This window comes from Pseudomonas sp. GD03944 (assembly GCF_029839275.1).
Taxonomy (GTDB): domain Bacteria; phylum Pseudomonadota; class Gammaproteobacteria; order Pseudomonadales; family Pseudomonadaceae; genus Aquipseudomonas.
Genome location: NZ_JAOCAH010000009.1, coordinates 188,387 through 214,851, shown reverse-complemented (window position 1 = coordinate 214,851; position 26,465 = coordinate 188,387). Strand labels below are relative to the sequence as shown.

General features: G+C 66.2%; 23 protein-coding genes. 5 read left to right on the top strand and 18 right to left on the bottom strand.

Annotated elements, in window-relative coordinates; all coding sequences use genetic code 11:
- Positions 1–139 precede the first annotated feature (139 nt).
- Positions 140–1,048 (bottom strand): LysR family transcriptional regulator, encoded by a 909-nt coding sequence (locus N5C28_RS15845; protein ID WP_279823738.1) that lies wholly within the window; start codon positions 1,046–1,048, stop codon positions 140–142.
- 113 nt (positions 1,049–1,161) lie between these two features.
- Here N5C28_RS15845 and N5C28_RS15840 point away from each other — a divergent pair, with 113 nt between their 5' ends.
- Positions 1,162–2,337, top strand: coding sequence for an MFS transporter (locus N5C28_RS15840; RefSeq protein WP_279823737.1), 1,176 nt, complete (start codon positions 1,162–1,164; stop codon positions 2,335–2,337).
- 83 nt (positions 2,338–2,420) lie between these two features.
- On the opposite strand, the gene N5C28_RS15835 is transcribed toward N5C28_RS15840, so the two are convergent.
- The 4 genes from N5C28_RS15835 to N5C28_RS15820 form a co-directional block, all read right to left on the bottom strand.
- Positions 2,421–2,948 (bottom strand): DUF3087 domain-containing protein, encoded by a 528-nt coding sequence (locus N5C28_RS15835; RefSeq protein WP_279823735.1) that lies wholly within the window; start codon positions 2,946–2,948, stop codon positions 2,421–2,423.
- Between the two features lie 93 nt (positions 2,949–3,041).
- Entirely contained in the window at positions 3,042–4,499 is a 1,458-nt protein-coding gene (locus N5C28_RS15830) for an alpha/beta hydrolase (protein ID WP_279823733.1), read from the bottom strand.
- Between the two features lie 136 nt (positions 4,500–4,635).
- Positions 4,636–8,664, bottom strand: a complete 4,029-nt coding sequence (hrpA, locus tag N5C28_RS15825) for an ATP-dependent RNA helicase HrpA (protein WP_279823731.1) — start codon at positions 8,662–8,664, stop codon at positions 4,636–4,638.
- A 42-nt stretch (positions 8,665–8,706) separates the two neighbouring features.
- Positions 8,707–9,210 (bottom strand): MarR family transcriptional regulator, encoded by a 504-nt coding sequence (locus tag N5C28_RS15820; protein ID WP_279823729.1) that lies wholly within the window; start codon positions 9,208–9,210, stop codon positions 8,707–8,709.
- A gap of 85 nt (positions 9,211–9,295) precedes the next feature.
- On the opposite strand from N5C28_RS15820, the gene N5C28_RS15815 reads away from it, so the two are divergent.
- Positions 9,296–10,198: a DMT family transporter gene (locus N5C28_RS15815; RefSeq protein WP_279823727.1), complete on the top strand. Its 903-nt coding sequence runs from the start codon at positions 9,296–9,298 to the stop codon at positions 10,196–10,198.
- A 528-nt stretch (positions 10,199–10,726) separates the two neighbouring features.
- On the opposite strand, the gene N5C28_RS15810 is transcribed toward N5C28_RS15815, so the two are convergent.
- From N5C28_RS15810 to fadD2, 6 genes are all read right to left on the bottom strand, one after another.
- The gene (locus N5C28_RS15810; RefSeq protein WP_279823725.1) at positions 10,727–11,023 is read right to left on the bottom strand and encodes a hypothetical protein; all 297 of its coding nucleotides are present in this window, start codon (positions 11,021–11,023) and stop codon (positions 10,727–10,729) included.
- Positions 11,024–11,225: 202 nt separating this feature from the next.
- Positions 11,226–12,293: an HlyD family secretion protein gene (locus N5C28_RS15805; protein ID WP_279823723.1), complete on the bottom strand. Its 1,068-nt coding sequence runs from the start codon at positions 12,291–12,293 to the stop codon at positions 11,226–11,228.
- 16 nt (positions 12,294–12,309) lie between these two features.
- The gene (locus N5C28_RS15800; RefSeq protein WP_279823758.1) at positions 12,310–13,818 is read right to left on the bottom strand and encodes an MFS transporter; all 1,509 of its coding nucleotides are present in this window, start codon (positions 13,816–13,818) and stop codon (positions 12,310–12,312) included.
- Between the two features lie 179 nt (positions 13,819–13,997).
- Positions 13,998–14,903 carry a LysR family transcriptional regulator gene (locus N5C28_RS15795; RefSeq protein ID WP_279823720.1) on the bottom strand — a complete coding sequence of 302 codons (906 nt, stop codon included), beginning with the start codon at positions 14,901–14,903 and terminating at the stop codon, positions 13,998–14,000.
- A gap of 455 nt (positions 14,904–15,358) precedes the next feature.
- Complete coding sequence (fadD1, locus tag N5C28_RS15790; protein WP_279823718.1) at positions 15,359–17,047, bottom strand: long-chain-fatty-acid--CoA ligase FadD1; 1,689 nt, start codon at positions 17,045–17,047, stop codon at positions 15,359–15,361.
- A 348-nt stretch (positions 17,048–17,395) separates the two neighbouring features.
- Positions 17,396–19,084: a long-chain-fatty-acid--CoA ligase FadD2 gene (fadD2, locus tag N5C28_RS15785; protein WP_279823716.1), complete on the bottom strand. Its 1,689-nt coding sequence runs from the start codon at positions 19,082–19,084 to the stop codon at positions 17,396–17,398.
- 228 nt (positions 19,085–19,312) lie between these two features.
- Between fadD2 and N5C28_RS15780 the strand changes: the two genes are divergently transcribed.
- From N5C28_RS15780 to N5C28_RS15770, 3 genes are read left to right on the top strand one after another with little or no spacing between them, the layout of a single operon-like run.
- Complete coding sequence (locus N5C28_RS15780; RefSeq protein ID WP_279823714.1) at positions 19,313–20,275, top strand: alpha/beta hydrolase; 963 nt, start codon at positions 19,313–19,315, stop codon at positions 20,273–20,275.
- The gene (locus N5C28_RS15775) at positions 20,272–20,742 is read left to right on the top strand and encodes a MaoC family dehydratase (RefSeq protein WP_279823713.1); all 471 of its coding nucleotides are present in this window, start codon (positions 20,272–20,274) and stop codon (positions 20,740–20,742) included. The genes N5C28_RS15780 and N5C28_RS15775 overlap by 4 nt, the downstream gene beginning before the upstream one ends.
- A 57-nt stretch (positions 20,743–20,799) precedes the next feature.
- Positions 20,800–21,306: a DUF1993 domain-containing protein gene (locus tag N5C28_RS15770; protein WP_279823711.1), complete on the top strand. Its 507-nt coding sequence runs from the start codon at positions 20,800–20,802 to the stop codon at positions 21,304–21,306.
- A 473-nt stretch (positions 21,307–21,779) separates the two neighbouring features.
- On the opposite strand, the gene N5C28_RS15765 is transcribed toward N5C28_RS15770, so the two are convergent.
- The 7 genes from N5C28_RS15765 to N5C28_RS15735 form a co-directional block, all read right to left on the bottom strand.
- A complete protein-coding gene (locus tag N5C28_RS15765; protein ID WP_279823709.1) occupies positions 21,780–22,634 on the bottom strand; it encodes an HlyD family secretion protein in 855 nt (284 codons plus the stop codon).
- A gap of 12 nt (positions 22,635–22,646) precedes the next feature.
- Positions 22,647–22,850, bottom strand: coding sequence for a DUF1656 domain-containing protein (locus N5C28_RS15760; protein WP_279823708.1), 204 nt, complete (start codon positions 22,848–22,850; stop codon positions 22,647–22,649).
- A complete protein-coding gene (locus tag N5C28_RS15755) occupies positions 22,837–24,825 on the bottom strand; it encodes an FUSC family protein (RefSeq protein WP_279823707.1) in 1,989 nt (662 codons plus the stop codon). The genes N5C28_RS15760 and N5C28_RS15755 overlap by 14 nt, the downstream gene beginning before the upstream one ends.
- A 207-nt stretch (positions 24,826–25,032) precedes the next feature.
- Complete coding sequence (ccoM, locus tag N5C28_RS15750) at positions 25,033–25,149, bottom strand: cytochrome c oxidase subunit CcoM (protein ID WP_279823706.1); 117 nt, start codon at positions 25,147–25,149, stop codon at positions 25,033–25,035.
- Between the two features lie 157 nt (positions 25,150–25,306).
- The gene (locus N5C28_RS15745; RefSeq protein WP_279823705.1) at positions 25,307–25,468 is read right to left on the bottom strand and encodes a hypothetical protein; all 162 of its coding nucleotides are present in this window, start codon (positions 25,466–25,468) and stop codon (positions 25,307–25,309) included.
- Complete coding sequence (locus tag N5C28_RS15740; RefSeq protein WP_279823704.1) at positions 25,465–26,067, bottom strand: alpha-ketoglutarate-dependent dioxygenase AlkB; 603 nt, start codon at positions 26,065–26,067, stop codon at positions 25,465–25,467. The genes N5C28_RS15745 and N5C28_RS15740 overlap by 4 nt, the downstream gene beginning before the upstream one ends.
- Positions 26,068–26,106: 39 nt before the next feature.
- Positions 26,107–26,403 carry an aspartate-semialdehyde dehydrogenase gene (locus N5C28_RS15735; RefSeq protein ID WP_279823703.1) on the bottom strand — a complete coding sequence of 99 codons (297 nt, stop codon included), beginning with the start codon at positions 26,401–26,403 and terminating at the stop codon, positions 26,107–26,109.
- Between the last annotated feature and the right edge of the window lie 62 nt (positions 26,404–26,465).

Here is a 26,465-nt window from a genome sequence, read left to right as displayed (position 1 = left end):
GGCGTTCGAGGTGGGGTTCCTGAGTCGCGTGCATCAGCGGTTGTGTTCGCCGCTGGGTGGTAACCATCAGGCGCGGCAAACGGCCCTGCGGCTGTAACCGGACGGGGCGCTCGCGTGGCGGGCGCCCTGGCTGACAGGCTCAGCCCAAGCGCCCTGCCCGCCCCAGCTCGACCAGGGTGTCGACGACATACCGCACCTTGGGCCGCAGGTGCGCCGTCCGCGGCCACACGGCATGCACGTCGATCAGGTCGGCGGTGTAGGCATCCAGCACCGTGACCAGGCGGCCTGCCTCGATGTGCTCGCGGCACAGGGAAAGGGGTATCTGGCACAGGCCAAGCCCTGCCACGGTGGCGGCGATGATCGCTTCGCCATCGCCCATCTGGTGGGTCGGCGGCGGTGCCACGCGCTGCGCCACGCCCTCCACATTCACCCGCCAGGACAACGGCTGCCCGCGGCGGTAGCCGACGATTCCACAATGCGCCTGGAGGTCGTCTGGTGTTTGGGGCGTGCCGTGGTGCGCCAGGTAATCGGGTGCGCCACAGATGACCCAGCGCTGGCTGGTAAGCCGCCGGGCGATCAGGTCGGTGGAATCCTTCGGGTCGCCAAAGCGAATGGCGAGGTCCACACCCTCTTCGATGGGGTCGATCAGGTGGTCGGTGAAGGTCAGGGTGAAATGCAGCCCGGGGTAGCGCCGGCCGATCTCCAGCAACAGCGGCAGCATGACCTGCCGGCCGAACGCCGCCGGCATGTCGATGCGCAGGCGCCCCGTCGGCTGGTGCGAGCGTGTGCCGAGGCAGGTTTCTGCGGCGGCGATTTCGTCCAGGGCTGCGGAGCAGGCAGCGAGGTAGGCTGCGCCGTCCGCCGACAGGGTGACGCGCCGGGTGGTGCGGTGGAACAGCTTCACACCCAAGCGCTCTTCGAGGCGGGCAATGGATTTGCCGACGGCGGATTTGGATACGCCGAGCTTTTCCGCGGCGTCGGTAAAGCTGCGGGCCCTCGCCGTGACCACGAAGGTGGTGACGCCACTCAGGGATTCGATGGGCAGCATGGCGTACTCACTGTAGAGAAAATATCTACATAGTGAGGATTTACGCCGCGTTTATCGAGCCCTGCGTCCTCCATAAGCTTCTCCCGTCCTTGGTTCTTGATTGGAGAAACGATATGCCCCTCGCAATCTGGGCACTGGCGATAGGCGCGTTCGGTATCGGTACGACCGAATTCGTCATCGCCGGACTACTGCCGCAAATGGCCGCCGAATTCGGTGTCACGATCCCCCAGGCGGGATACCTGGCGACCTCCTACGCGCTGGGTGTGTTCGTCGGCGCCCCGCTGCTGATCGTGCTGGGCGGCAAGGTCCCGCGCAAACACATGCTGATCGGCCTGATGGTGCTGTTCGTGCTCGGCAACCTGCTCACCGCCGCCGCCCCGACCTTTACCTTGACCTTGATCGGGCGTGTGGTCACGTCGCTCGCCCACGGTGCGTTCTTCGGTATCGGCTCGATCCTGGCGGCGGAGCTGGTCGCGCCGAACAAGCGCGTCAGTGCGATTGCCTTCATGTTCTCGGGCCTGGCGCTGGCCACGCTGGTGGGCGTACCCGGCGGCACCTGGCTGAGCCAGCTCGTCTCGTGGCGCGCCACCTTCTACGCCATCACCCTGGTGGGTGTCGTTGCACTGCTTGCGGTGTGCTGGCTGATCCCCGCGACCCAAGGCAGTGGCAGCACCCACGTCCGGCAAGAGCTGGCTGCTTTCGGGAACGGCCGCGTGCTGCTGGCGATGGGCATCACCGTGCTGGGGCCCGCGGCGTTTTTCACCTCGATCACTTACATCGCGCCGATGATGACGGAGGTGGCGGGCTTCTCGGAGTCGGCCATCGTCTGGCTGATGATGGCCTTTGGCGTGGGCCTGTTCCTGGGTAACGCGCTGGGCGGGCGCTACGCCGACCGCGCCTTGATGCCGCTGCTCTACGTCACGCTGCTGGCCCAGGCGCTGGTGCTGTTCCTGTTCACCTACGTCGCCCATAGCCAGTGGCCGTCGGTTATCTGCATCGTGCTGATGGCCGGTTTCGGTTTTGCCACGGTCTCCCCGATCCAGAAGCTGGTGCTGGATAAAGCCAGGGACGCCGGCGCACCGACACTGGCGTCGGCGGTCAACATCGGCCTGTTCAACCTGGGCAATGCCATCGGCGCCTGGGCCGGTGGCTGGGTGATCGGTGCAGGCTTCGGCCTGGTGGCGCCCAACTGGGCCGGCGGCTTGCTGTCACTTGGCGCGCTGGCCCTGGCGATCATTTCCGGTCTGCTGGACAGGCAGGAGGCGCGCGCGATTGCGCAAGCGGCCTAAGCCGGAAGGTGCAACGTTGCAGGATCTGATCGACAAGGGCGCTCGCCTGCGAGTGAGCACCCTTGTCGTGTCCGGATGAGCCTCTAGACCGCAAACCCTTTGACGGTGTCGATCCACGCCAGGTCGAGGCGGTTCTGTTCGGGGTCCAGGCCCTGGGCTTCCATGGCGGCGCGGTGGCCGTCGATTTCCCAAGACATTTGCCCCTGGTCGCTGGTATTGCCGTCCAACTGGTGCATCTGGGTCACGCCCAGGTGGTAGAAGCGCAGCAGTTTCATGGCGGTGGGGTCGCCGGTTTCGACACCCTTTTTGACGTGGTGCATGACGTTGGTGACGCGCATCAGACTGCGCTTGAGCTGCCAGCCGTAGGCGGCCATGGCCATCCACGGTTGCGACCACAGGACGTAGCGCACCAGCACGATGGTCAGGCCCAGGCCAAGCAGCACACCGCCCAGGTTCCAGCGGAAGTTGTCGCCGCCCGGCTCGCCGAACACCTGCACGGCCAGGGTGGACAGCAGCAGCGCCAGCACCACGAAGATCGCGGCGACCACCAGGGTGCTGCGGCGGGTCTGCTGGCGGTAGGTTTCGGGGTTGCAGGGTGTGATTTCGAACATGGGCGATGGCTCTCTAACGCGTGGCGAGGCGCGATGTTACGCCAGCGCCTCGCGTTGCACGAATATCGAACCGTTACCGAGCGTTTTCACAGGTCACTTGCCCGACTGCAGATCCTCGTCGATGCGCTCGCGCAGGTAGGCGTAGAACGGGTTGGAGGTCACACGCTGCAAACCGGTGAGCCCCACCACCAGCACACCTTGTTCCCCGCGCGGCGCCAGCGTGCCCAAGGCCACCCCGTAGAATTCCTCGGTGGTGGGCTCGCTGCCATACAGCGGATCGTCCGGTGGGAACGGTAGCGCAACGTGCGACAGCGAGAACAGCTGGCCCGGGTACTCGACGTTCAGCAGCGTGACCACGGCCTCGCGCTCGCCGGCAGCGATGCGCCGCGCCTCCACCTGACGCCCCGCGTTCGCCGCCACGCCCACCACGGTCAGGTCGTAGTCGCGCTGCGTCGGTGGCAGCAGGTCTGCCAGCAGGTTGCTCATGTCCGGGCGCAACAGCGAGCCGATGGCCTGCGAGCGATTGATGTCGAAGATCACCAGTTCACTGCCGTTGGCCGGCAGTCGCTCGAACAGGTCGTTGACCACGGCCGGCGTGCTCACCGTGCTGTCGGCCAGCGACTGGAAGGCCAGCACCGGCGGCATCTGCGTCAGCCGCCCATCTTTGGCGGCGCTGTCGAAGGCGCGCTGCACCTCGTGCGTCAGCTCGTAGGTCTGCCGCGCCGCATACACGGGGAAGGAGTTGTACTTGAACGGGTTGAACTCCGGCAGCACGTTCATCCAGGCCGACTTGGCGAAGGCCGGCAAGACCGCCGGCAGCGCCGCCAGCCCGGCATAGCGGGCGTAACGGGTAACGCCGACCATGGGCGAAATCAACACCAGCCGCTCAGGCATCGCCAGGTTCTGGTCTTCCAGTGCCGCCAGGCTGTAGCGCAGGGCCAGCGCACCGCCGTTGGAATAGCCGACGAGGTACAGCGGCCCGTCCGGCACCCGATCGCGTGCCTCGCGTATCGCCATGCGGGTCGTTGCCAACCACTGTTCCCAGCGTACATCGGTCAGTGCGGCCGGCGTCGTGCCGTGGCCCGGCATACGCGGCACCAGGCTGACGAAGCCCTGCTCGCTCAGGTGCCGGGCGATATGGCGCAGGCTGTAGGGCGAGTCGGTCAGGCCATGCAGCAGCACCACCACACCGCGCACGGCGCCGGTGGGTTGCAGGATGAAGGAGCGGTTCCAGTCGTGCGGCAGGTTGCCCGGGTACACCGGGCTGGCACTGTTGTAGCGGTTGTAGGCATTGGCATCATCGCTGGTGCCAGGCTCGATGACCTGGCTGTGCAGCGCCTCGAACAATCGCTTCTCAGCGGCCTGGTAAGCGGCCCAATCCATGCCATCGAGTTCGGCAGCGTCAGGCTCGTCGAGAATCACCCGGTGCCAGGGCTCCAGCTCCGGCAAGGAGGACAACCCGGCGATGCGCACGCCTAGCAGCACCACGGCCACCAGCAGCACCATCACCAGCACCCAGGTCAGAACGGTGTGCAGGCGTGACAGACTCATCAGGCATCTCCTTTGTCGATTCGGTGGCTTCCTACCTATCCATTGCTCCCCGGGTTTCGCTTCGCTCTACCCAGGCTACGGCCGTAGTGTTCGATGGTGGGAAAGCAGAGTGTTTCCCACCCTACGGGGTATGGCGTCAGGCTTCGACGGCGGTCCACTGTTTGTTGAGGCGTTTGTCGGACACGGCCATCTTGGTGCCCAGCTGTTGGGCGAACAGCGAGACGCGGTATTCCTCGAGCATCCAGCGGTAGAGCTGCAGCTGCGGGTCGCGCTTGCCTTCCTGGCTGTGTTTGGCCAGGCGCGCCTGGTACTGCTCCCAGTAGCCGGTCAGTTCGCCGGTCCACACGCGGTCGCGCTGCACCTGGGCGCCGACCTTGTCCAGGCGATGTTCCACGGCCTTGAGGTAACGCGGCACTTCCTTCAGCCACTCGGCCGGGGTTTCGCGTACGAAGCCGGGGTACACCAGGTTCGCCAGTTGCTGCTTGATGTCGTTGAGGGCCATGGCCTGGGCCAGGTCGATCTTGCCCTTGAAGCGTTTCTGCAGGCCGTGCCACAGCTTGAGGATCTCCAGCACCAGGCGCGCCAGGCGCTCGGCGTGGGCGGTCCAGTCGCCGCGCTTCTGCTCGGCCAGGGCAGCCAGGGCAGCACCATCGCGCGGCAGCGGCTCGCTGCCTTCGAGGATGCAGCTGTCCAGGCTGGCCAGCAGGATGTCTTCGACCAGCGCCTCGACCCGGCCCAGCTCGCGGTGCAGCAGGCCCAGTTCGGTGAGGCCCGGCAGTTTGCCGCGCAGGTACTTGGCCGGCTCGGCGAGTTGCTGCAACAGCAGGCGCTGCAAGGCGCGGCGGTGTTGGAACTCGGCCTCGGCCTGGGTCGGGAAGCGCCCTTCCTTGACGGTGCCGCCCTCCTCGACCAGCGCCGGGTAGACGGTCATCGACAGGCCGGCGACCTTCTGCTGGGTTTTCTCGGCGACCTGGGCGAAGGCCTTGGCCTCCACCGGCTTCTGGGTCTTTTCTGTCTGCGGCAGCGCCAGGGCCGCCTGGCTCGCCTCGTTGAAACGCGCGGTCAGCTCGGCCAGGTCGCGACCTTCGCCCAGGAACTTGCCGTGGGTGTCGACCACTTCGATGTTCATGCGCAGGTGGCCTTCGAGCTGGGCGTCGGCCTCGCTCCAGGCCTCTTCCGGCACGCGGCTGCCGGTCATGCGCTGCAGCTCGCGGCCCAGGGCCAGCGGCAGGCTGCCGTCGGCGAAGGTGATCTTGGCCAGGGCAGCGCTGACGAAGTCCGGCACCGGCACGAAGTTCTTGCGGATGGCCTTGGGCAGGTTGCGCACCAGGGCCACGCTCTTGGCCTCCAGCAGGCCAGGCACCAGCCATTGCAGACGCTCGGCCTGCAGCTGCGGCAGGAGCGGCGCCGGCACGCGCAGGGTGACGCCATCGCGCGGGTGGTTGGGCTCGAAGTGGTAGCTCAGCGGCAGGGTCAGTTCGCCCAGGCGCAGGGTGTCGGGGTACAGCGCCGCGGTGACTTCACTGGCCTCGCGGGCCAGCACGTCCTCCTCGCGCATGATCAGCAACTGGTTGTTGCCGGCGCTCTCGCGCTTGTACCAGGACTCGAAGCTGGCGGTCTGGTAGATGTCCGCCGGCAGGCGCGCGGCGTAGTAGTCGAACAGGGTTTCCTCGTCGGCGAGGATGTCGCGGCGGCGGGCCTTGGCTTCCAGTTCGTCGAGGCGTTCAAGCAACTGGCGGTTGGCGCTCAGGCACTTGGCGCGGCTGTTGATATCGCCGCGCACCAGGCCCTCGCGGATGAACATCTCGCGGGCCACCGGCGGGTCGATGGGGCCGTAGTGCACGGGGCGGCGACCGACCACGATCATGCCGTAGAGGGTGATCTGCTCGTAGGCCACGACCTGGCCGCGCTTCTTCTCCCAGTGCGGTTCCAGGTGGTTTTTCTTGATCAGGTGACCGGCCAGGGGCTCGATCCAGTCCGGCTCGATCTTCGCCACCATGCGCGCGAACAGCTTGGTGGTCTCGACCAGTTCGGCGGCCATGATCCAGTTGGGCTTCTTGCGCCCGATCACGCTGGAAGGGTGCACCCAGAAACGCCGCTGGCGGGCGCCGAGGTAGTCGCCCTCTTCGGTCTTCTGGCCGATCTGGCTGAGCAGGCCGCTGAGGATCGCCTTGTGCACGCCGGCGTAGTTCTTCGCGCGCTGCGCCGCCTCGCTGGCTTCGCTCTGCTGGCGGGCGATGGCGTTGACCCGAGTGTCGGTGGTCGCCGCGGCACGCTCCTTCGGCGCCGCGGGAGCCGCCTGGCCCTCGCTCTTCTTGCCGCCGGCCAGCTGCAGGTCCCGGGCGATCAGCACCAGTTGGCGGTGCGCATCGCGCCATTCGCGCAGGCGCATGTAGTTGAGGAAGTTCTTCTTGCACCAGCTGCGCAGCGGGTTGGAGCCCAGCTCCTGGCGTTTTTCCTCGAAGCCGCGCCAGAGGTTGATCAGCGCGGCGAAGTCCGAGTCCACATCCTTCCACTGCGCGTGGGCCTGGTCGGCTGCCTGCTGGCGGTCCATCGGCCGCTCGCGGGGGTCCTGCACCGACAGCGCCGAGGCGACGATGAGGATTTCTTCCAGGCTGCCCTGCTTGGCCGCCTCCAGCACCATGCGTCCCAGGCGCGGGTCGATGGGCAGGCGCGCCAGCTGGCGACCGATGGGGGTGAGCTGGCTTTCGCGGTTGACCGCCGACAGCTCCTGCAACAGGTTGAAGCCGTCGCTGATAGCCTTGCCATCTGGCGGCTCGATGAAGGGGAAATCCTCGATGCTGCCCAGGCGCAGGTGCAGCATCTGCAGGATCACCGCCGCCAGGTTGGTGCGCAGGATTTCCGGATCGGTGAATTCCGGCCGGCCGAGGAAATCCTCCTCGCTGTACAGGCGGATGCAGATGCCCGGCTCGACCCGGCCGCAACGGCCCTTGCGCTGGTTGGCGCTGGCCTGGGACACCGGCTCGATAGGCAGACGCTGGACCTTGGCGCGGTAGCTGTAGCGGCTGATGCGCGCGGTGCCGCTGTCAATCACGTAGCGGATGCCCGGCACGGTGAGCGAGGTTTCGGCGACGTTGGTGGCCAGCACGATCTTGCGCCCCGGCATGGGGGCGAAGATTTTCTGCTGCTCGGCCGGCGTGAGGCGCGCGTACAGCGGCAGCACCTCGGTGTGGCGCAGGTTGGCCTTGCGCAGCACCTCGGCGGCCTCGCGGATTTCCCGCTCGCCGGGGAGGAACACCAGAACGTCGCCCGGGCGCTGGCCCACGGAGCGCTCGTGCTCGGCGATCTCGTCCAGCGCGGCGAGGATGCCCTGGTCGATGGTCAGGTCGTCGAGCAGGCGCTCGCCCTCCTCGTCCACCTCGGCGGCCAACGGGCGGTACCAGGTGTCCACCGGGTAGGTACGGCCGGAGACCTCGATGATCGGCGCGCCATTGAAGTGTTTGCTGAAACGCTCCAGGTCGATGGTCGCCGAGGTGATGATCAGCTTCAGGTCGGGGCGGCGCGGCAGCAGGGTCTTCAGGTAGCCGAGCAGGAAGTCGATGTTGAGGCTGCGTTCGTGGGCCTCGTCGACAATGATGGTGTCGTACTTTTCCAGAAAGCGGTCGTGCTGGGTCTCGGCGAGCAGGATGCCGTCGGTCATCAGCTTGATCAGCGTGCCGTCCTTGCTCTGGTCCTCGAAGCGCACCTGGTAGCCGACCAGTTCCCCCAGGGGCGTGCCGATCTCTTCCGCGACCCGCGTCGCCACGCTGCGCGCGGCCAGGCGGCGCGGCTGGGTGTGGCCGATCAGGCCATGCACGCCACGGCCGAGCTCCAGGCAGATCTTCGGCAACTGGGTGGTCTTGCCGGAGCCGGTCTCGCCGGCGATCACCACCACCTGGCTCTTTTCCAGGGCAGCCTTGATCTCGTCGCGCTTGGCGGCGATGGGCAGCGCGTCGTCGTAACGGATTGTCGGGATGCTGGTGCGGCGCGCCTCGACCTTGTCGCTGGCGGCCTGGAAGCGCTCCACCCATTGCGCCAGCTTGGCGTCGTCCCACGCCGGCGTGCCCTGGGTTTTCTGCAACTCATGCAGCTGCCGGCGCAGGCGATGGCGCTCGGCGATCATGACGTGGTCGAGTTTTTTCTGCAGGGAGGCGATGTCGGTCATCAGGTACGCGGCGGTCAGGACAAAGCCGGGATTGTCGCAGATTTAACCATCGGCCTGTAAGGCAAGCCCGGCCAGCAGCTTGCCGGCCAGTTGATGGAACGTTTGCTGCTCGGCAGCCGTCAATCCAGCCAGGACACGCTGCAGGTTGGCGACGTGGGCGTCGAGCATGCCGTCTATCAGCGCGAAGCCGGCCGGCGTCAGCGCCACCAGCACGCCGCGGCGGTCGGTGGGGTGTTTGCGCCGTTCGATCAGCCCGGCTTTTTCCAGACGGTCGATGCGACTGGTCATGCCGCCGGAGGAAATCATCGCGCTCTCGTACAGCGCGGTGGGCATCAACGCATAGGGCTCGCCCGCGCGGCGCAGGGTGGCGAGCAGGTCGAACTCGCCGGCCTGCAGGCCGTGCTCGGCGAAAAACGGCAGCAGGTGATCGCGGTTGATCACCTGGCTGAGCTCGCTCAGGCGCCCGATCACCGCCATGGAGAAACCGTCCAGGTCGGGCCGTTGGTGCAGCCATTGATCAACGGCCAGTTGTGCGCGGTCTTGCATGACGCCCCCGATTTATCTTGCCAGCAAGATACTTATCAAAAAGAATGTTTGCATCGTAGCGTATTCATCCCAAGGAGGCAGCTGCATGTCAGGCTCCAACTTCCGGCCGCTTCTGGCCCTGTCGCTTCTGTTCGCCATTGGCGCGCTGATGGGGCTGACCAGCAACCTGGTGAAACTGGCCAGCGCCGCTGGCTGGCAGCCGGCGGCGTACCTATTGTGGAGCCTGATCGGCGGCGGCCTGCTGCTGTTGCCGTTCACCTGGCTGCGCGGCGAACGACCGGGCCTGAGCCCGCGCCTGCTGCGCTATTACCTGGGCTCCGGCCTGCTGAGCATCGCCCTGCCCAACGGCCTGTTGTTTAGCTCGATCCCCCATGTCGGCGCCGGCTTCGCCTCGATGTGCCTGGCCTTCCCGCCGCTATTCACCTACCTGCTGGCCCTGGCCCTGCGCATGGAAGGCTTGAGCCGCCTGCGCCTGCTGGGCATCTGCATCGGCCTGGCCGGCAGCCTGCTGCTGGCCCTGGGCAAGCTGCACAGCGGCGACAGCCCGCAACTCTGGGTGCTGGCTGCGCTGTGCGTGCCGGTGATCCTGGCCCTGGGCAACATCTACCGCTCGCGCTACTGGCCAAGCGGTGCCAGCCCGCTGTCGCTGGCACCGGGCATGTTGTTCGGCGGCGCGGTGCTGCTGGTGCCCCTGATGCTGCTGGACGTCGACCTACGTCCGCACTGGGGTGATACGACGGCCCTCGGCCTGCTGATCGGGCAGATGGTGCTGTTCGCCATGGTCTATGCGCTGTATTTCGTGTTGCAGGACCTGGCCGGGGCGGTGTTCCTCAGCCAGATCGGCTCGGTAGCCGCCATCACCGGCGCGGCCATGGCCATCGGCCTGTTCGGCGAACAGGGCAGCCTGACCATGCTGCTGGCCGCGCTGTGCATCGTCGGCGGCGTGCTGCTGGTGGCGTGGCGCAGCACCCAGGGCGATCAGCGCTGAGGCGCCGACGTAGGGTGGACGACCTTCATCCATCCACCACGCAATGGCATCACGGTGGATGAAAAAAGCGTCATCCACCCTACAGGCATGCCCCGATGCAACGGCGAGCCGTTCTCTGTAGGAGCGGACTTGTCCGCGAGCTTTGCGTTTTATCCGTCATATCAGCGGCGAGGCACGGGCCGCCAGGCTCGCGGCTAAAGCCCCTCCCACCGCTTCGCGCCAACTTAGGGCGGATGACGCTTACCCATCCACAACGCAGTGGCATCACGGTGGATGAAAAAAGCGTCATCCACCCTACGGGCATGCCACGACATAACGGCGAGCCGCTCTCTGTAGGAGCGGACTTGTCCGCGAGCGTTGCGTTTTATCCGTCATATCAGCGGCGAGGCACGGGCCGCCGGGCTCGCGGCTAAAGCCCCTCCCACCGTTTCGCGCCAACGTAAGGTGGATGACGCTTCACCCATCCACCACCTGCGATATCAGGGGAATGGGAAAAGCGTCGTTGACCCCAGCCGCTGGCATCGTCGTTCAGCCCAATACCAGGTACAGGTAGAGCACGTAGACCGCGACGAAGGGGGCCGGCAGCAGGTGCCAGAGGTAGGAACGCAGCGGCGAGTCGGTGACGTGGAAGTAGATCAGCAGCCCGGCCGTGATCACCGCCGCCAGCGGCAGCACGCAGAAGAAGAACGGCACCAGGTAATCGTGAATCGGGCTGAGGTCTTCGCGGTTGGCGATGGCACCGCCGCCGAAGATGGCCATCATGGCCAGGTACATCGCCAGGCCGAGCTGGCCCATTACGCCGAGAATCAATGCAACCAACGACATGCTGTAAACACTCCTGTCAGGGCTCCTTGCTCCCCTCGCCCGGTGCGGGGGGACGTCCTCCATCCCGGGGGATGGTCTCGCTACGCACATCCGGCGCAACGGCGAGGCAGTATGCCCAAGAGGCAGGCGCCCGGCGTTGATCGCCTCGACAGAATGGCCAATCAAGGTATCGGCACGCTCCAGGCCTGACGCTGCCTGAAACTCAGTTCACCTCGACCTGAGTTTCAGACTCGCCCTGGGTGTCGATGCGCGCCTCCACCGACATGCCCACGCGCAGGTGGCCAAGCAGCGGCTGGTCGGCGTCGAGCACCACCTTCACCGGGATGCGCTGCACCACCTTGGTGAAGTTGCCGGTGGCGTTGTCCGGGGCGATGGCGGCGAAGGTCACGCCGGTGGCCGGGGCGATGCTTTCCACGTGGCCGCGCAGGGCTTCGCCGGGGAAGGTGTCCACATCGATACGCACCGCCTGGCCCGGCCGCACATGGGTGAGCTGGGTTTCCTGGAAGTTGGCCACCACGTAGGCGCGCTCCAGCGGCACCACCGCCAGCAGGCTGTTGCCGGGGCTGACGAAGGCGCCAACGCGCACCGCGCGGCGGCCGACCATGCCGTCCATGGGCGCGCGCAACTCGGTGTGCGAGAGGTTGAGCTCGGCCAGGTGCTCGGCGGCACGGGCACCCTCCAGGGCGGCCAGCGCTGCGTCGCGCTGGGCGGTGAGAATCGCCACCTGCTGCCGGGTCGCGACCAGGGCCGCGGCGTGCTCGGTCTGGCGCGCCGTGGCCGTGTCGAAGCGGCTCTGCGCCAGCTGCGCGTTCTGCAGCGTGCCAGCGCCCCGCCCAGCCAGGCGCTGGTGGCGTGTCAGTTCGTGGCGGGCGAAGACGATCTCGGCGCGGTCCGCCACCACCGTGGCCTCGGCCTGGGCGATCAGCGACTGCTGGCGCGCCAGGGTGGCCTCGGCATCGGCGCGCTGCGCCTCGGCGCTGGCCACGGCGGCGCGGGCACCCTCCAGGGCAGCCCGGTAATCACGGTCATCGATGCGCGCCAGCACCTGGCCGGCGGTCACCCGCTGGTTGTCTTCCACCAGCACCTCGCTGATGAAGCCGGACACCTTGGGCGCCACCAGGGTGTAGTCGGCCTGCACGAAGGCATCGTTGGTGTGCTGCTCGCGGGCATCGCCCAGCAGGTGCCAGGCCCCCCAGAAGGTCAGGCCGATGGCGAGGGCGGCGGCGCCCAGAAGGAAAGGTCGTGGAGCGTTCATGGCAGGCTTGTTCATGGAAAATCCGTTCAGGTCAGGCGGCGCGCGGCGGGTAGACCCGCGTCGGCACGAAGGGAATGAGCAGAATCAGCACGGCCGCCAGCACGGCCATGTACAGGTAGAGATCGGCGGAGCCCAGCACCAGGGCCTGCTGGTGCAGGCGGCGCGACAGGCTGGCGCCCTCCTCCAGCAGCGGCTGGTTGCCCAGGCGGTCGACCAGCATGGTCGAGTGGAAATGCAGGCGCACCGTGGCCAGGGCTTCCAGCACGCCGGCCGCGAACACGGCGGCGAAGCCCTTGACCGTGTTGAACCAGGCCGAGGCGAACGGCCCGTCGGTGGGCTGGATGCTGCCGGTGGACAGCATCAGCAGCGGCAGCACCGCCATGGGCTGGCCGAAGACCTGCAGCGCCTGCACCAACCAGAAATCGGTGCGAATCCACGCCGAGGTCATGTGCGAGCCCAGCCAGCAGGCGGTCGCCAGCATGCCCAGGCCGCAGGCCAGGACCCAGCGGCAATCCACCCAACGCAGGTTGCACAGCGCCGCCACCAGGGGCAGCGCGAGCAGTTGCGGCAGGGCCACGCCGAGCATCAGCGGCGCGGTCTGCAACGGACGATAGCCCTGCACCTGGGCCAGGTAGGAGGAAGGAATGCTCACCGCTGCCAGCAGCACGAACAGCACGCCGCCCAGGGTGAACAGGGCGAAGCTGAGGTTGCGCAGCTTGAGCAGTTGCAGCTTGAAGAACGGCAGCGGGTGCTTCCATTCGTTGAGCAGGAACAGCACCAGCAACACACTGCCACCACCCAGCAGCCCGCGGATCAGCGGTGATTCGAACCAGTCCAGGCGTTCGCCGTGGACCAGGCCGATCACCAGCATCGACAACGCCGGCGCGCCGAGCAGCAGGCCGCGAAGGTTGAACTGGCGAAAGCGCTCCAGGCGCACCGGGTCCTGGGGAATACCCCAAGCCACGGCGAGCATCGCCAGCGCACTGGTGGGGATGATCTGCCAGAACGCCCATTGCCAGCCGACGAAGTCCACCCAGAATGCCGCCAGCGGTGTACCCAGGCCGGGGCCGAAGGTGGCGGTCAGGGCATAACCGGCCAGCCCGTAGACCTTGAGGTTGGCCGGCAAAAAACGCAGGGCCACGGTCATCAGCATCGGTGGCAGCGCGCCGCCGGCCAGGCCTTGTAGGGCGCGCAGCAGCATCAGGCTTTCAACGTTGGGCGCCAGCGGGCTGAGCAGGCCGAGCAGCATGAACGCCGCAATGGCCGCCAGGGTGAAACGGCGCAGCGACAGGGTCACCGCGAACCACGGAGCGAACGCCATGGCGCACACCGTGGGCGCCGCGTAGGCGGCGATCAGCCAGGTGGCGTCGTCGCGGCTGATGCCCATGGCGCCCCGGATGTCCGCAAGGGCAATCTTGATGACGTTCTCGTTGAAGCCGGCCACCAGCACCGCCAGCAGCACCCCCACCAGGCCGACGACCAGGCGCAGGCCGAACACCGGTGCAGCCGGGGCCTGGGCAGCCGCAGGTGCCACAGGCACGAACGCACCGAGCGCGGGCGCATTCACGGCCGTGTACCGAGGCGAATGGGAGAGGCGAGCGATGACATGCACAGCGTTCCGGCAGACCAAATACCGGCGCAGTGTAGGGACGCACTCAGTTGACTAAAATTGCAATGTTCTTACTTTATAAGTGCAGAAAACGCACGATATACCAAGCGTCATGCCAGCGCGCTTTCCTCACAGCCCCGCTTGATCAACCCGCGCAGCCAGCGGTGGGCGAAGTCGTTGTCGAAACGCGGGTGCCACGACTGATGCACGTGTACCGGCGACAACGGCAGCGGGATCTCGAAACTGCGCAGCGGCAGGCCCAGCTGGCTGCAGGTCGCCACCACCGGTCCCGGCATCGGCAGGATCAGGTCCGTGTCGCGCAGGGCCAGCACGGCGGAAAAGAAGCTCGGCGAGATCATCACCACCCGCCGCGACAACGCCAGCCCTTCCAGCGCCTGGTCGATAGGGCCGCGGGCCAGGCCACGGCGCGACACGGCGACCTGGTCGAAGGTGGCGAAGCGCTCGGCGGTGATCGGCTCGTCGAAGATCGGGTGATCGCTGCGGGCCATGCCGATGAAGCGGCTCATGAACAGCCCCTGACGCTTCACCTCCGGCAGCATCCGCAGCGAGGCACCAATCGCCAGGTCGAGCTGCCCGGCGCGCAACGCGTCATCATCGCCTTCGATCTCCGGCACGAAGCGCAGCATCACATTGGGCGCCTCGCGCCGGACCCGTTCAATCAGCTGGCCGCCATAGCAGACCATGTAGATGTCGTTGGTGCGGATGTTGAACTCCCGCGTCAGGCTGGCCAGTTCCACTTCCCGCGAGCGGAACACGCCACTGGCCTGCTCCACCAGGTCGCGGACCTGTTCGCGCAGCTCCAGGGCCCGGGGCGTTGGCACCAGCCCGCGTCCTGCCCGCACCAGGATCGGGTCGCCAATGGCCTCGCGAATCCGCGTCAGGGTCCGGCTCATGGCCGGCGCGCTCAGGTGCATCCGCCGCGCCGCACCGACCACGCTCCCCTCATCGAGCAGGATATCCAGCGCCACCAGCAGGTTGAGGTCGTATGAATGCATTGTGAGCAGCTCCGTGCAGGAATACGTGCAAGTAGTGCAACCATAGCATTCCTGCGGAGCCGGCATCGCCCGCGAGCGTTTCCATACATTCTGCAGCCCGATGTCGAGACACAGAGCGCCGAGCTCGCGGCTGAAGCCCCTCCCACCCCGCGCGACTGCCCCTTCGCATGGGACGCGGAGCGTCCCGGGAGGCGTTCCCACGCGGAGCATGGGAACGATCAGGATTTCGACGTAGGGTGGATGACGCTTCACCCATCCACCACAACGATCCGAACGGAAAATGGTGGATGAAAAGAGCGTCATCCACCCTGTACTCTGCCCCGATGTAGCCTGGGTTGAGCGAAGCGATACCCGGGGAGCGCAACCTGAACAACGCGCCCTACAACCACTCGACATACGCCGCGCTGAAACGAAAAAGCCCCGCCGAGGCGGGGCTTTTCAGGAAGCGGCCGGGCTTATTTCTTGCCCAGTTTCTTCAGTTCTTCGTCGCGCAGTTCGCGGCGCAGGATCTTGCCGACGTTGGTGGTCGGCAGGGCGTCGCGGAACTCGACCTGCTTCGGCCGCTTGTAGCCGGTGAGGTTGTCGTTCATGTGCGCCAGCACCTGTTCCTTGGTCAGGGTCATGCCCGGCTTGACCACCACGAAGACCTTGATCGATTCGCCCGACTTCTCGTCCGGCACACCGATGGCCGCGCACTGCAGCACGCCCGGCAGGGTCACGAGCACGTCTTCCAGTTCGTTCGGGTAGACGTTGAAGCCGGACACCAGAATCATGTCCTTCTTGCGGTCGACGATGCGGATGTAGCCGTCGTCCTGGATGATGCCGATGTCACCGGTCTTGAACCAGCCATTGGCGTCGATCACTTCGTCGGTGGCTTCCTGGCGCTGCCAGTAGCCCTTCATCACTTGCGGGCCCTTGATGCACAGCTCGCCGGTTTCGCCCAGGGCCAGGTCAGTGCCCTGGTCGTCGATGACCTTGAACTGGGTCGACGGCACCGGGATGCCGATCGTGCCGGCCTGGATGAACTGGATCGGGTTGACCGAGGCCACCGGGCTGGTTTCGGTCAGGCCGTAGCCTTCGCAGATGGCGCAGCCGGTGACCGCTTTCCAGCGCTCGGCGGTGGCCAGTTGCAGGGCCATGCCGCCGGACAGGGTGACTTTCAGCGAGGAGAAGTCGAGCTTCTGGAAGTCCTCGTTGTTGCACAGCGCCACGAACAGCGTGTTGAGGCCGACGAAGCCGCTGAACTTGTACTGCGACAGGTCCTTGATCATGCCCGGCAGGTCGCGCGGGTTGGTGATCAGCACGTTGTGGTTGCCGATCAGCATCATCGCCATGCAGTGAAAGGTGAAGGCGTAGATGTGGTACAGCGGCAGCGGCGCGATGAGGATCTCGCAACCCTCGTTGAGGTTGGAGCCCATCAGCGCCTTGCACTGCAGCATGTTGGCGATCAGGTTGCGGTGGGTCAGCATCGCGCCCTTGGCCACGCCGGTGGTGCCACCGGTGTACTGCAGCACGGCGATTTCGCTGCTGGACGGGTTGGCCTCGGTGACCGCCTTGCCACGGCCCTTGCTCAGGGCATCGTTGAGTTTGACGGCGTGCGGCAGGTTGTAGGCCGGCACCATCTTCTTCACGTACTTGACCACGCTGTTGACCAGCAGGCGCTTGAGCGTCGGCAGCATGTCGCCGACTTCGGTGACGACGACGGTCTTGATCCCGGTCTTGGGCACGACCTGTTCGGCCAGGTGCGCCATGTTGGCCAGGCACACCAGCGCCTTGGCACCGGAGTCGTTGAACTGGTGTTCCATCTCGCGGGCGGTGTACAGCGGGTTGGTGTTGACCACCACCAGGCCGGCGCGCATGGCACCGAACACCACGATCGGGTATTGCAGGACGTTGGGCAGCTGCACGGCGATGCGGTCGCCCGGCTGCAGGTCGGTGTGCTGCTGCAGGTAAGCGGCGAAGGCCCCGGAGAGCTCGTAGAGGTCACCGTAGGTCAGGGTCTTGCCCAGGTTGCTGAACGCAGGCTCGTCGGCGAAGCGTTGGCAGGACTGTTTCAGTACCGCCTGGATGTTCGGGTACTGGTCGGGATCGATTTCGGCAGCAATCCCAACGGGATACTTGTCCTTCCAGAAATTTTCGGTCATGGAAGCCCACTCCTAAGCAACAGCTAGTCTTCACCGCGCCAGGGCGGTTGTTTGTTTGTGTGTTTGCCTGCGTAGTTGACCGTCTGTGGGCCAAAAAGCGGGCCGAGATTAGCAGCTTTGCCAGAGGCCGCCTAGCACCAAACCTGGCCTCATCAGTCAATAAAATGACCGAAATATATAAACCCGGTCACTTTTTGAGCGCATTCGCGAACAAGCCGATAAACGGTTCGCGCTTGGCGCAGCCGAGCACGTCGTGAACGGCCGCAACCGCTCAAGATAGCTGGATACAGGCGGGATGCAAAAGAAACCGGGGCTTCGCTTGGCGAAGCCCCGGCGTTGGGGTGGGGGTCAGGCGATGTCGCGCAGCTCGCGGCGCAGGATCTTGCCCACCGGCGTCATCGGCAGGGAATCGCGGAAGACGATGTGCTTGGGCACTTTGTAACCGGTGAAGTTTTCCTTGCAGTAAGCCTTGAGTTCATCGGCGCTGAGGTCGCCGTCGCGGGCCACCACGAACAGCTTGACCACCTCGCCGGATTTCTCGTCCGGCACGCCGATGGCCGCGCAACTGGCGACTTTCGGGTGAGCCATGACCACGTCTTCGATCTCGTTGGGGTACACGTTGAAGCCGGAGACGATGATCATGTCCTTCTTGCGGTCGACGATGCGCACGAAGCCGTCCGGGTCGATCACCGCGATATCGCCAGTCTTGAACCAGCCCTCGGCGTCCAGCACCTCGGCAGTGGCTTCGGCGCGGTTCCAGTAGCCCTTCATCACCTGCGGGCCCTTGATGCACAGCTCGCCGCGCTCGCCCTGCGGCATGGCGTTGCCGTCGTCATCGATGACCTTGAACGCGGTGCCCGGCACCGGGATGCCGACCGTGCCCAGGCGCGCCTTGTCGCCGTAGGGGTTGGTGCTGGCCACCGGCGAGGTTTCGGTCAGGCCGTAGCCCTCGACCACGGTGCAGCCGGTCATGGCGTGCCAGCGCTCGGCGGTGGCCTTGACCAGGGCGGTGCCGCCGGAGTTGGTGACCTTGAGGTTGGAGAAGTCGAGGTTCTTGAACTCGGGGTGGTCCATCAGCGCGACGAACAGGGTGTTGAGGCCCAGCAGCGCGGAGAACTTCCACTTGCCCAGCTCCTTGATGAAGCCGGGAATGTCGCGCGGGTTGGTGATCAGCACGTTGTGGTTGCCATTGACCATCATGCACATGCAGTTCGCGGTGAAGGCATAGATATGGTAGAGCGGCAGCGGCGCGATCATGATTTCCTGCCCCTGCTTCATCAGCGGGGTGCCGTCCTCGCCCAGCTGCGACAGGCAGGCATCGACCTGCAGCATGTTGGCCACCAGGTTGCCGTGGGTCAGCATCGCGCCCTTGGCCACGCCGGTGGTACCGCCGGTGTACTGCAGCACGGCGACGTCATCGTGACCGACCGGGGTCGGCTTGATGCCCTGGCCGTGGCCCTGCTTGAGCGCGTCCTTGAACGACACCGCCTGCGGCAGGTGGTACTCGGGGATCATCTTCTTCACGTGCTTGACGACGCTGTTGACCAGCCAGCCTTTCAGGCTCGGCAGCATGTCGCCCATCTTGGCTTCGATCAGGTAGTCGATCTCGGTGTCGGGCAGCACGTCCTGCACCAGCTTGCCGAACATGTTCAGGTAGACCAGCGCACGCACGCCGGCATCCTTGAACTGGTGGCGCATCTCCCGGGCGGTATACAGCGGGTTGGTGTTGACCACCACCAGGCCGGCACGCATGGCGCCGAAGACAGCCACCGGGTATTGCAGGACGTTGGGCATCTGCACGGCGATGCGGTCGCCCGGCTGCAGGTCGGTGTGCTTCTGCAGGTAGCCGGCGAATGCGGCGGACAGCCGATCCAGCTCGGCGTAAGTGAGGGTCACCCCCAGGTTGCTGAACGCCGGCCTGTCGGCGAAGCGCTTGCATGAACGCTCGAATACTTCGACCACGGACTTGTAGGTACCCAGGTCGATCTCGTTGGGTACCCCGGCGGGTCGTTTATCGTTCCAGAACTCGGGCTGCATTATTTTTATCCTCTTCCCCTGAAAGTGACCGCTCTCGTCAGCACATCCGGCGTTAGAGCCTGCGACGTGCGCAAAAGCCTGAGCCGAACTTAGCAGCTCTGTGCCAGTGCGCAAATACTTGGGGGAGCGTCATTGACCGCGTGAATCTTCGATCACGTCATTCGGCTGGGAAAAGCAGCGGAGCTGGTTCTACAATGCCTCACCCCACGCAGGCCCAAGGACTTCGCCATGCTCCACGATACGTTCTGGTTGAACAGCAGTGACGCCGTTCCGTTGTACGTGAACCGCTGGTACGCCGACCAGCCGCCCCGGGCGGTGGTGATGGTGGCCCACGGCATGGCCGAGCACAGCGGCCGCTATGCCCGCCTCGGCGAAGCACTGGTGGCGGCGGGTTTCGAACTCTACGCGCACGACCAGCGCGGCCATGGCAAGACCGCCGAACACGGCACCCTGGGCCACTACGCCGACGAAGATGGCTGGCAACGGGTGGTCGGCGACCTCGCCTGCCTCAACCACCACATCCGCCAGGCCCACCCGCAGGCGCCGATCTTCCTGCTCGGCCACAGCATGGGCAGCTACATCGGCCAGGCCTACCTGATGCAGCACAGCAGCAGCCTGCAGGGCGCGGTGCTCTCGGGCTCCAACTTCCAGCCCGCCCTGCTCTACCGCGCCGCCGCGGCCATCGCCCGCTTCGAGCGTTGGCGCCAGGGCCCGACCGGGCGCAGCGCGCTGATCGATTTCCTCTCGTTCGGCTCGTTCAACAAAGCCTTCAAGCCCAACCGCACGGCGTTCGACTGGCTCAGCCGCGACCCGCTGGAGGTCGACCGCTACGTCGCCGACCCGTTCTGCGGCTTCCGCTGCACCAACCAGCTGTGGATCGACCTGCTTGGCGGGCTGCAGCACATTTCATCGCGGCACAACCTGGCGCAGATCGACAGCCGCCTGCCCCTGCTGGTGATCGGCGGCAGCGACGACCCGGTGAGCCAGGGCAAGCGCCTCGACGACCTCGCCGCTGAGCTGCGCCGCGCCGGCAACATCGAAGTCGACCTCACCCTTTACCCGCAGGCCCGCCACGAGTTGTTCAACGAGACCAACCGTGACGCGGTGACTGCCGACCTGATCGACTGGCTGGAACGCGCCTTGCGCCACCCCCGCCAGAGCCTCCCCACGCTCCAGGAGATTCCCGCATGAGCCAGAGCAGCAACACCCCGTACGAAGCCCTCGAAGTCGGCCAGACCGCCAGCTACACCCGCACCGTGGGCGAGCGCGACATCCAGCTGTTCGCCGAAGTCTCCGGCGACCGCAACCCCGTGCACCTGGACGCCGAGTACGCGGCCGGCACCATGTTCCGCGAACGCATCGCCCACGGCATGTTCAGCGGCGCGCTGATCAGTGCAGCGGTGGCCTGCGAGCTGCCTGGCCCGGGCACCATCTACGTGGGTCAGCAGATGAGTTTCACCGCACCGGTCAAGCTCGGCGACACCCTCACCGTGCGCCTGGAAATCCTCGAAAAGCTGCCGAAGTTTCGCGTGCGTGTCGCCACCCGCGTGTTCAACCAGCGCGATGAGCTGGTGGTCGACGGCGAGGCGGAAATCATCGCCCCGCGCAAACAGCAGACCGTCGAACTGACCGAACTGCCGCCGATCACCATCGGCTGATCCTCTTTCCCGGGCAGGACCACCCTGCCCGTTTTCCTGCCTTCCCGGAGAACCACCATGTCCCTGTCCATGTACCAGGCTTCCGTCCCCGTTTTCACCCGTCAGTTGACCAACCTGTCGACCATCCTCGGCCTGGCGATCACCAACGCCCAGGCGCGCAAGATCGACCCGAGCGTGCTGCTCAACGCCCGCCTCGCGCCCGACATGTTCCCGCTGAGCCGCCAGGTGCAGATCGCCTGCGACGGCGCCAAGGCCGGTGCAGCCCTGCTGGCCGGCATCGAAGCCCCGAGCCACGCCGATGACGAAACCACCTTCGAAGAGCTGCAGGCGCGCATCAGCAAGACCCTGGCCTTCGTGCAAAGCATCGACGCCGCGCAGATCGACGGCAGCGAAGAGCGCACCGTGACCCTCAAGCGCCGCGACAAGGAAACCCACTTCCAGGGCCAGGCGTTCCTGTTCGATCACGTGCTGCCGAACCTGTTCTTCCACGTCACCACCGCCTACGCCATCCTGCGCCACAACGGTGTCGACCTCGGCAAACGCGACTTCCTCGGCACCCGCTGAGACACCACCCTGTATGAGCGGCTGGGCGGCATTCCGATTGGCTGCGAGCTCGACGGTTGTAAGTCCGGCATCGATCTGTCGAGTCGGATGAAAAGCTCGCGGACAAGTCCGCTCCTACGGAAAGACCGCAGGGGACGCGGAGCGTCCCGGGAGGCGTTCCCACGCGGAGCATGGGAACGATCAGGATTCCGACGTAGGGTGGATGACGCTTCACCCATCCACCACAGCGGTCGATGCAAAAGCGGTGGATGAAAAGAGCGTCAGCTACGCGCCCAGATCCACCCTACGGCTCGACAGCGTACCTCCTGTAGGAGCGGCTTCAGCCGCGAGCTCGACGGTCGCCTGCCTTGCACATATCTGTCGGATTCCTAAAGAGCTCGCGGACAAGTCCGCTCCTACGGAAAGACCGCTGGGGACGCGGAGCGTCCCGGGAGGCGTTCCCACATGGAGCATGGGAACGATCGGCGGGTGCGCTACTCCACCACGCGCACGCTGGCGGTCATGCCGGCGCTGAGGGGGAGGTCTTCGGGGAGGGTGTCGAGTTTGATCCGCACCGGGATGCGTTGCGCCAGGCGTACCCAGTTGAAGGTCGGTTCGACGTCGGCCAGCAACTGGCCGTCCGGGCTGGCGTTGCGGTCGGTGATACCGCGGCTGACGCTTTCCACCTCGCCTTGCAACGCGCCGCCGGCGCTCATCAGCCACACCTCGACCGGCGCGCCGATGCGAATCTGCGGCAGCTTGGTTTCTTCGAAATAGGCTTGGATGTAGAACGAGGTATCGTCGACCAGGGCCATCACCGGCTCGCCGATGCGCACGTAGTTGCCCTGGGCCAGGCGCAGGTTGGTGACCTGCCCGTCCCGCGGCGCGCGCAACTCGCTGCGCTCCAGGTTGAGGGCCGCCAGTTTCACCTTGGCCTGGGCTTCCTGGAATTCGCCGCGGGCGATCTGTGCGCTGATCTGCGCGTTGTCCATCAGCTCGGCACTGATCGCCTGGGGCCCCAGGCGCTTGCGGCGCGACGCCTCGTGCTCGCGCAGACGCAGCTGCTGCTCGCGGGTCGCCGCCACCGCCTGGGCCTGTTCCAGCTCGGCCTGGTAGCGTTCATGGTCGATGCTCATCAGCAGGTCGCCGGCCTTGACCCGCTGGTTGTCGCGTACCGCCAGCGCCACCACGGTGCCGGACACGTCCGGGGCGATGGTCACCACGTCGGCCCGCACCCGGGCGTCCCGGGTCCAGGGCGAATACATGTAGTGCTGCCACAGCCAATAACCCGCCAGCAGCGCCACGGCCACCACGACCAGGGTGACGGCGACACGAATCGAAGCCTGCATAGAACCTCCCACTCATTGCCCCAGCACGGCCACCACGGCCGCCAGGACGCACACATACAAGGCGCAATCGAACAGCGCCTCGTGCCATATCCAGCGCGCCAGGCCGGCCCGCTGCACGCCCAGGCGCAACAGCCCGGTAAGCAGCAAGGCCAGCACGGCGTAGATCAACAGCGGGCTGAGCAGCACACCGCCCAACGCCCATTCACGCAACCCCATAGGCTTCTCCTCGCAAGGCACACCAGTGCCGCCAACTGCCGCGCAACTGCAACAGGGCGGCCTGGGCCAGGCGCCTGTCGATGGTCGGGGTGGCCGCCCGCAGGGCCTGCAACAGGTCATCCACCAGCGGGTCGAGCAACTCGGCGCGCTCGGGCGCCGGCCCTTGCAGCAGCACGGCCTCCAGGCGTTTCAGAAAGCGCGCCTCGGCCTCCCCCAGCGGCTTGTCGGCCGCCGCCAGGCAGGCGCGCAGGTGCAGCAGTTCATCACCGATATCCAGACTGACCAAGCCATCGTCCCAGCGGCTGCGGGACTCGCTCGGCAACGCCGGGTAGTGCCGCGCCAGTTGCAGCAGGCGATCGGCGATGCGCCCGCCGAACCAGCTTTCCGCGCCGGCCTGGGCCCGGTGCGTGAGCCGGCCCAGGTCGACCAGGGTCGCCTTGAGCAGGCGCCGGCCGTGCCAGGCCGGGTCACGCAGTGCCAGCAGGTTGAAGGCCATGACCGCGCAGGCCACGCCGATCAGCATCGCCAGCGATTCGTTGATGAAAAAGGCCACGTCGTAGGGCGTGGCGGTCTGCGGCGTGCAGAGCACGATGAAGTGCAACGCGAATGAGGTGGCCGTGGCGCCCAGGGCCGGCTTGGCCATGCCCAGCGCGCCGAAGAACAGCGGCACACCCAGGGCCAGGCAGAGCATGGGGAAGCCGCTGAGCTGCGGCAGCAGGATCTGCCCGACAAAAAACGCCACCGGCAGTGCGATGAAGATGCCCTTGAGGAACATCATGCCGATCTGCGCGGCGTTCTCCCGGCTGGCGAACAGGCTGCATACCACGCTGGCCAGCAGCAAGGCGCCGGCGGCCGCGGTCCAGGCAGTGGCCAGCCAGAACGCCGCCAGCACCAGGAAGGTCAAGGCGCTGCGCATGCCGTAGAGGGCCGCGGTCTGCCAGTCGCTGTGCCAGGACAGCGGCGTTGCCGAGACGCTGGGCGCCTCGCCGCGCCCCACCGCCTGCAACGCATCGCTGGCGGACTGTACGCGCAGCACCAGCACCGCCAGGCGCTCCAGGCAGAACTGCTGGGTGGTCGACCAGTGCGCCTCGGTGACGGCCTGGCGCAGACGCTCGGCCAGTTCGAGACGCACCGTGGACGCATCCGGATCAAGTGATTCGCACACCTCGTTCAGCCACGGCACCAGGGCATGGGCTTCGGCCTGGCTCAGTTGCCGCCACTGCCGCCCCACTCCGCGCGCCAGGCGCAGCACGCCGAGCAAGTCGCGGCTGAGTACGCGCAGGGCCAGGGCCCGCTGGCGCCCGCGGTTGCCCTCGAACCAGGCGTGCTCGCGCTGGGCATCCACCGCGACGATGCGCCCCAGCACTTCCAGCAGGCCCTGGCGCGCCTGGGGTTCGCCGCGCAGGGTCAGGCGTGCGGCCTTGATCCCGGCGTCCCAGGCGGCCTGGGACTGCGCCGTCAGCAGGCGCTCGACCCGTTGCGGCCAGAGAATGGCGCTGACCAGGGTGGCGCAGAGAATGCCCAGGCTGATCTCGGTGCAGCGCGCCACCGCCTGGTCGAACACCGTCAGCGGGTGGTTGATCGCCGGCAGGCCGATGATCGCCACGGTGTAGCCGGCCAGCACGAAGGCGTAGGCCCAGGCGCTGCGCAGCATGGTCGAAGCGGCGGTGCACAACCCCAGCCAGAGTGCCAGGGCCAGCAGGAACAGCCAGGGCGCCTGGGCGAACAGGCCCATGAACACCACCGCCATGCAGGTGCCGATCAGGGTGCCGAGCAGGCGCGCCAGGCCCTTCTGCACCACCATGCCAGACAGCGGCTGGGCCACGATGAAGGCCGTCATCAGCGACCACTGCGGCTGCTCCAGCCCCAGGCGCATCGCGCACCACAGCGCCAAGCCCCCGCCCAGCAGGGTCTTGGTGGCGAATTGCAGGGCTTGGGAGCTGGGCGCAATGAAGGCCAGCAGGGCATCACGCATGGCAGAGGGTTCGCGAAGGATTCAACTGTGACGGTAGCTGCTATGGCACCGCTTGGCGGCCATAAGCATCAAACTAATTATTAGCTTGCTATCTAAATCTGTCCAGTCTGTCGCTCATCATCCCGGGCGAGCGCCCTTTTCTGCGGGCAAAAAAACGGGCGACCGAAGTCGCCCTAATTGCCTTGCGTGCTCGTTACAGAAGGATGATCAGCGGGTTTTGCGCTTGTTCGAATCCTTCCAGATGAAGTAACCGACGCCACCAAAGAAGGCGACCATCAGACCGACAGTGCCGACACCGGCGAGTACCACGACATCGATAAACATGATTTGCCTCCTGCGGGGAGTCCTTGCTGGGATGGTCACAAGGTAACCGCGAAGGCGCAGGGGGAAATTGATCTGGATCAATCCAGTCAGGGAGGGGTTCGACAGGGGCGACGAGCGGCTGATCCAGATCAATGGATCAGCACGATGGGAGGGGGAGTCAGCGTTTCTTGGGCTTGGTTTTCGATTTCTTCTTGGACTTGCCGAGCGGCAGGGCCTGCTCGAAGACCTGGCGCATGTCGTTGAGCTTCTTGTCGTGCAAGTCGTGGATACGCTTGCCGCGCTCGGCGGAGAAATCGATCAGGTTGTCGTCGTTGCTCATGAGGGCGACCGAATCAGGCGGAATGTCAGGTTCAGGCGAGGCGCGCAGGGTTGCCGCGTCTTCGCCACTTGATGCTGCCAATAATGCTGCGTCGGGCCGCCCATGACCAGTAGCGAAGCGTGGTCGAGCGACAGGGAGTGCTCGATCCGGCTGCCGCCCTTGCGCCGCAGGTCGAAGCGCCGGGTGCCGCCGAGGTTGAGCGAGGCGACCAGCGGGTTGCGCCCCAGTTCGGCTTCGTCGTCGCTGTGCCAGCCCATGGAGTCGTTGCCGTCACGGTAATAGTTGAGCAGCACGCCATTGAGCGGCTGGCCGACTTCGTCCTGCACCCGCCTGCGAATCTCGGTCAGCAGCGGTGTCCAGGGTTGCGGTTGATGGGTTTGCCCGGAGTAGCGGTAGCTCGCCTCGGCATCGCCGTACCAGGCCAGCAGACGGGGCACCGCAACCGCCCGTCCAAAAATATGCACCTCGGGCTGCTCCCAGGCCGTTTCCGCCACCAGCTGCGCCAGCCAGCGGTCCGCCGTGGCGGCGTCCACCCACTGCGGCAGCAGGCGCAGCTCGGCATCAGGCAGGGTCAGTTCGGTTTCGGGAAACAGGCTCACGGCAGGCTCGGGGTGATCAGGCGACAACGCACAGGTGCTTCAGACTTCCACATCCACCCACAGCCCCTGGCGCGGCAGCTCGTCGATGGCGGCTTCGTCGGCCTCGTCCACATCCCCCTCGGCCAGGGCTTCGGCACTGTAGCCGTGGCGCTGCCGGCGGCGCTGCTCTTCGCGCAGCAGCTCCTCGGTTTCCTGGGGGTGACGCTTGTCCAGGCCCACGCCGCTTTCCTTGGCGCTTTCGGCAGAAGGCGTCACCGGGGGAATATCGGGCTTGGGCTTGATCACGTCCTGCTGGACGGTCACCGGGACCAGGCTGTGGGGGATCGGGGGTAGCACGTTTTCGGCCCTCCTTTGGTCAGACTGTCGGCCGCGCCGACGTCGACTTGAGACCAGTCTCG

Excerpts from the sequence above, each read along its gene's own strand:
- N5C28_RS15760 (WP_279823708.1), bottom strand. The coding sequence starts at position 22,850 with ATGGGGTTGCGTGAATGGGCGTTGGGCGGTGTGCTGCTCAGCCCGCTG.
- N5C28_RS15805 (WP_279823723.1), bottom strand. The coding sequence starts at position 12,293 with ATGAACAAGCCTGCCATGAACGCTCCACGACCTTTCCTTCTGGGCGCC.
- N5C28_RS15830 (WP_279823733.1), bottom strand. The coding sequence starts at position 4,499 with ATGAGTCTGTCACGCCTGCACACCGTTCTGACCTGGGTGCTGGTGATG.
- N5C28_RS15795 (WP_279823720.1), bottom strand. The coding sequence starts at position 14,903 with ATGCATTCATACGACCTCAACCTGCTGGTGGCGCTGGATATCCTGCTC.
- N5C28_RS15840 (WP_279823737.1), top strand. The coding sequence starts at position 1,162 with ATGCCCCTCGCAATCTGGGCACTGGCGATAGGCGCGTTCGGTATCGGT.
- fadD2 (WP_279823716.1), bottom strand. The coding sequence starts at position 19,084 with ATGCAGCCCGAGTTCTGGAACGATAAACGACCCGCCGGGGTACCCAAC.
- N5C28_RS15770 (WP_279823711.1), top strand. The coding sequence starts at position 20,800 with ATGTCCCTGTCCATGTACCAGGCTTCCGTCCCCGTTTTCACCCGTCAG.
- N5C28_RS15780 (WP_279823714.1), top strand. The coding sequence starts at position 19,313 with ATGCTCCACGATACGTTCTGGTTGAACAGCAGTGACGCCGTTCCGTTG.
- N5C28_RS15815 (WP_279823727.1), top strand. The coding sequence starts at position 9,296 with ATGTCAGGCTCCAACTTCCGGCCGCTTCTGGCCCTGTCGCTTCTGTTC.
- N5C28_RS15775 (WP_279823713.1), top strand. The coding sequence starts at position 20,272 with ATGAGCCAGAGCAGCAACACCCCGTACGAAGCCCTCGAAGTCGGCCAG.
- N5C28_RS15745 (WP_279823705.1), bottom strand. The coding sequence starts at position 25,468 with ATGAGCAACGACGACAACCTGATCGATTTCTCCGCCGAGCGCGGCAAG.
- N5C28_RS15835 (WP_279823735.1), bottom strand. The coding sequence starts at position 2,948 with ATGTTCGAAATCACACCCTGCAACCCCGAAACCTACCGCCAGCAGACC.
- ccoM (WP_279823706.1), bottom strand. The coding sequence starts at position 25,149 with ATGTTTATCGATGTCGTGGTACTCGCCGGTGTCGGCACTGTCGGTCTG.
- N5C28_RS15845 (WP_279823738.1), bottom strand. The coding sequence starts at position 1,048 with ATGCTGCCCATCGAATCCCTGAGTGGCGTCACCACCTTCGTGGTCACG.
- N5C28_RS15765 (WP_279823709.1), bottom strand. The coding sequence starts at position 22,634 with ATGCAGGCTTCGATTCGTGTCGCCGTCACCCTGGTCGTGGTGGCCGTG.
- hrpA (WP_279823731.1), bottom strand. The coding sequence starts at position 8,664 with ATGACCGACATCGCCTCCCTGCAGAAAAAACTCGACCACGTCATGATC.
- fadD1 (WP_279823718.1), bottom strand. The coding sequence starts at position 17,047 with ATGACCGAAAATTTCTGGAAGGACAAGTATCCCGTTGGGATTGCTGCC.
- N5C28_RS15810 (WP_279823725.1), bottom strand. The coding sequence starts at position 11,023 with ATGTCGTTGGTTGCATTGATTCTCGGCGTAATGGGCCAGCTCGGCCTG.
- N5C28_RS15755 (WP_279823707.1), bottom strand. The coding sequence starts at position 24,825 with ATGCGTGATGCCCTGCTGGCCTTCATTGCGCCCAGCTCCCAAGCCCTG.
- N5C28_RS15820 (WP_279823729.1), bottom strand. The coding sequence starts at position 9,210 with ATGCAAGACCGCGCACAACTGGCCGTTGATCAATGGCTGCACCAACGG.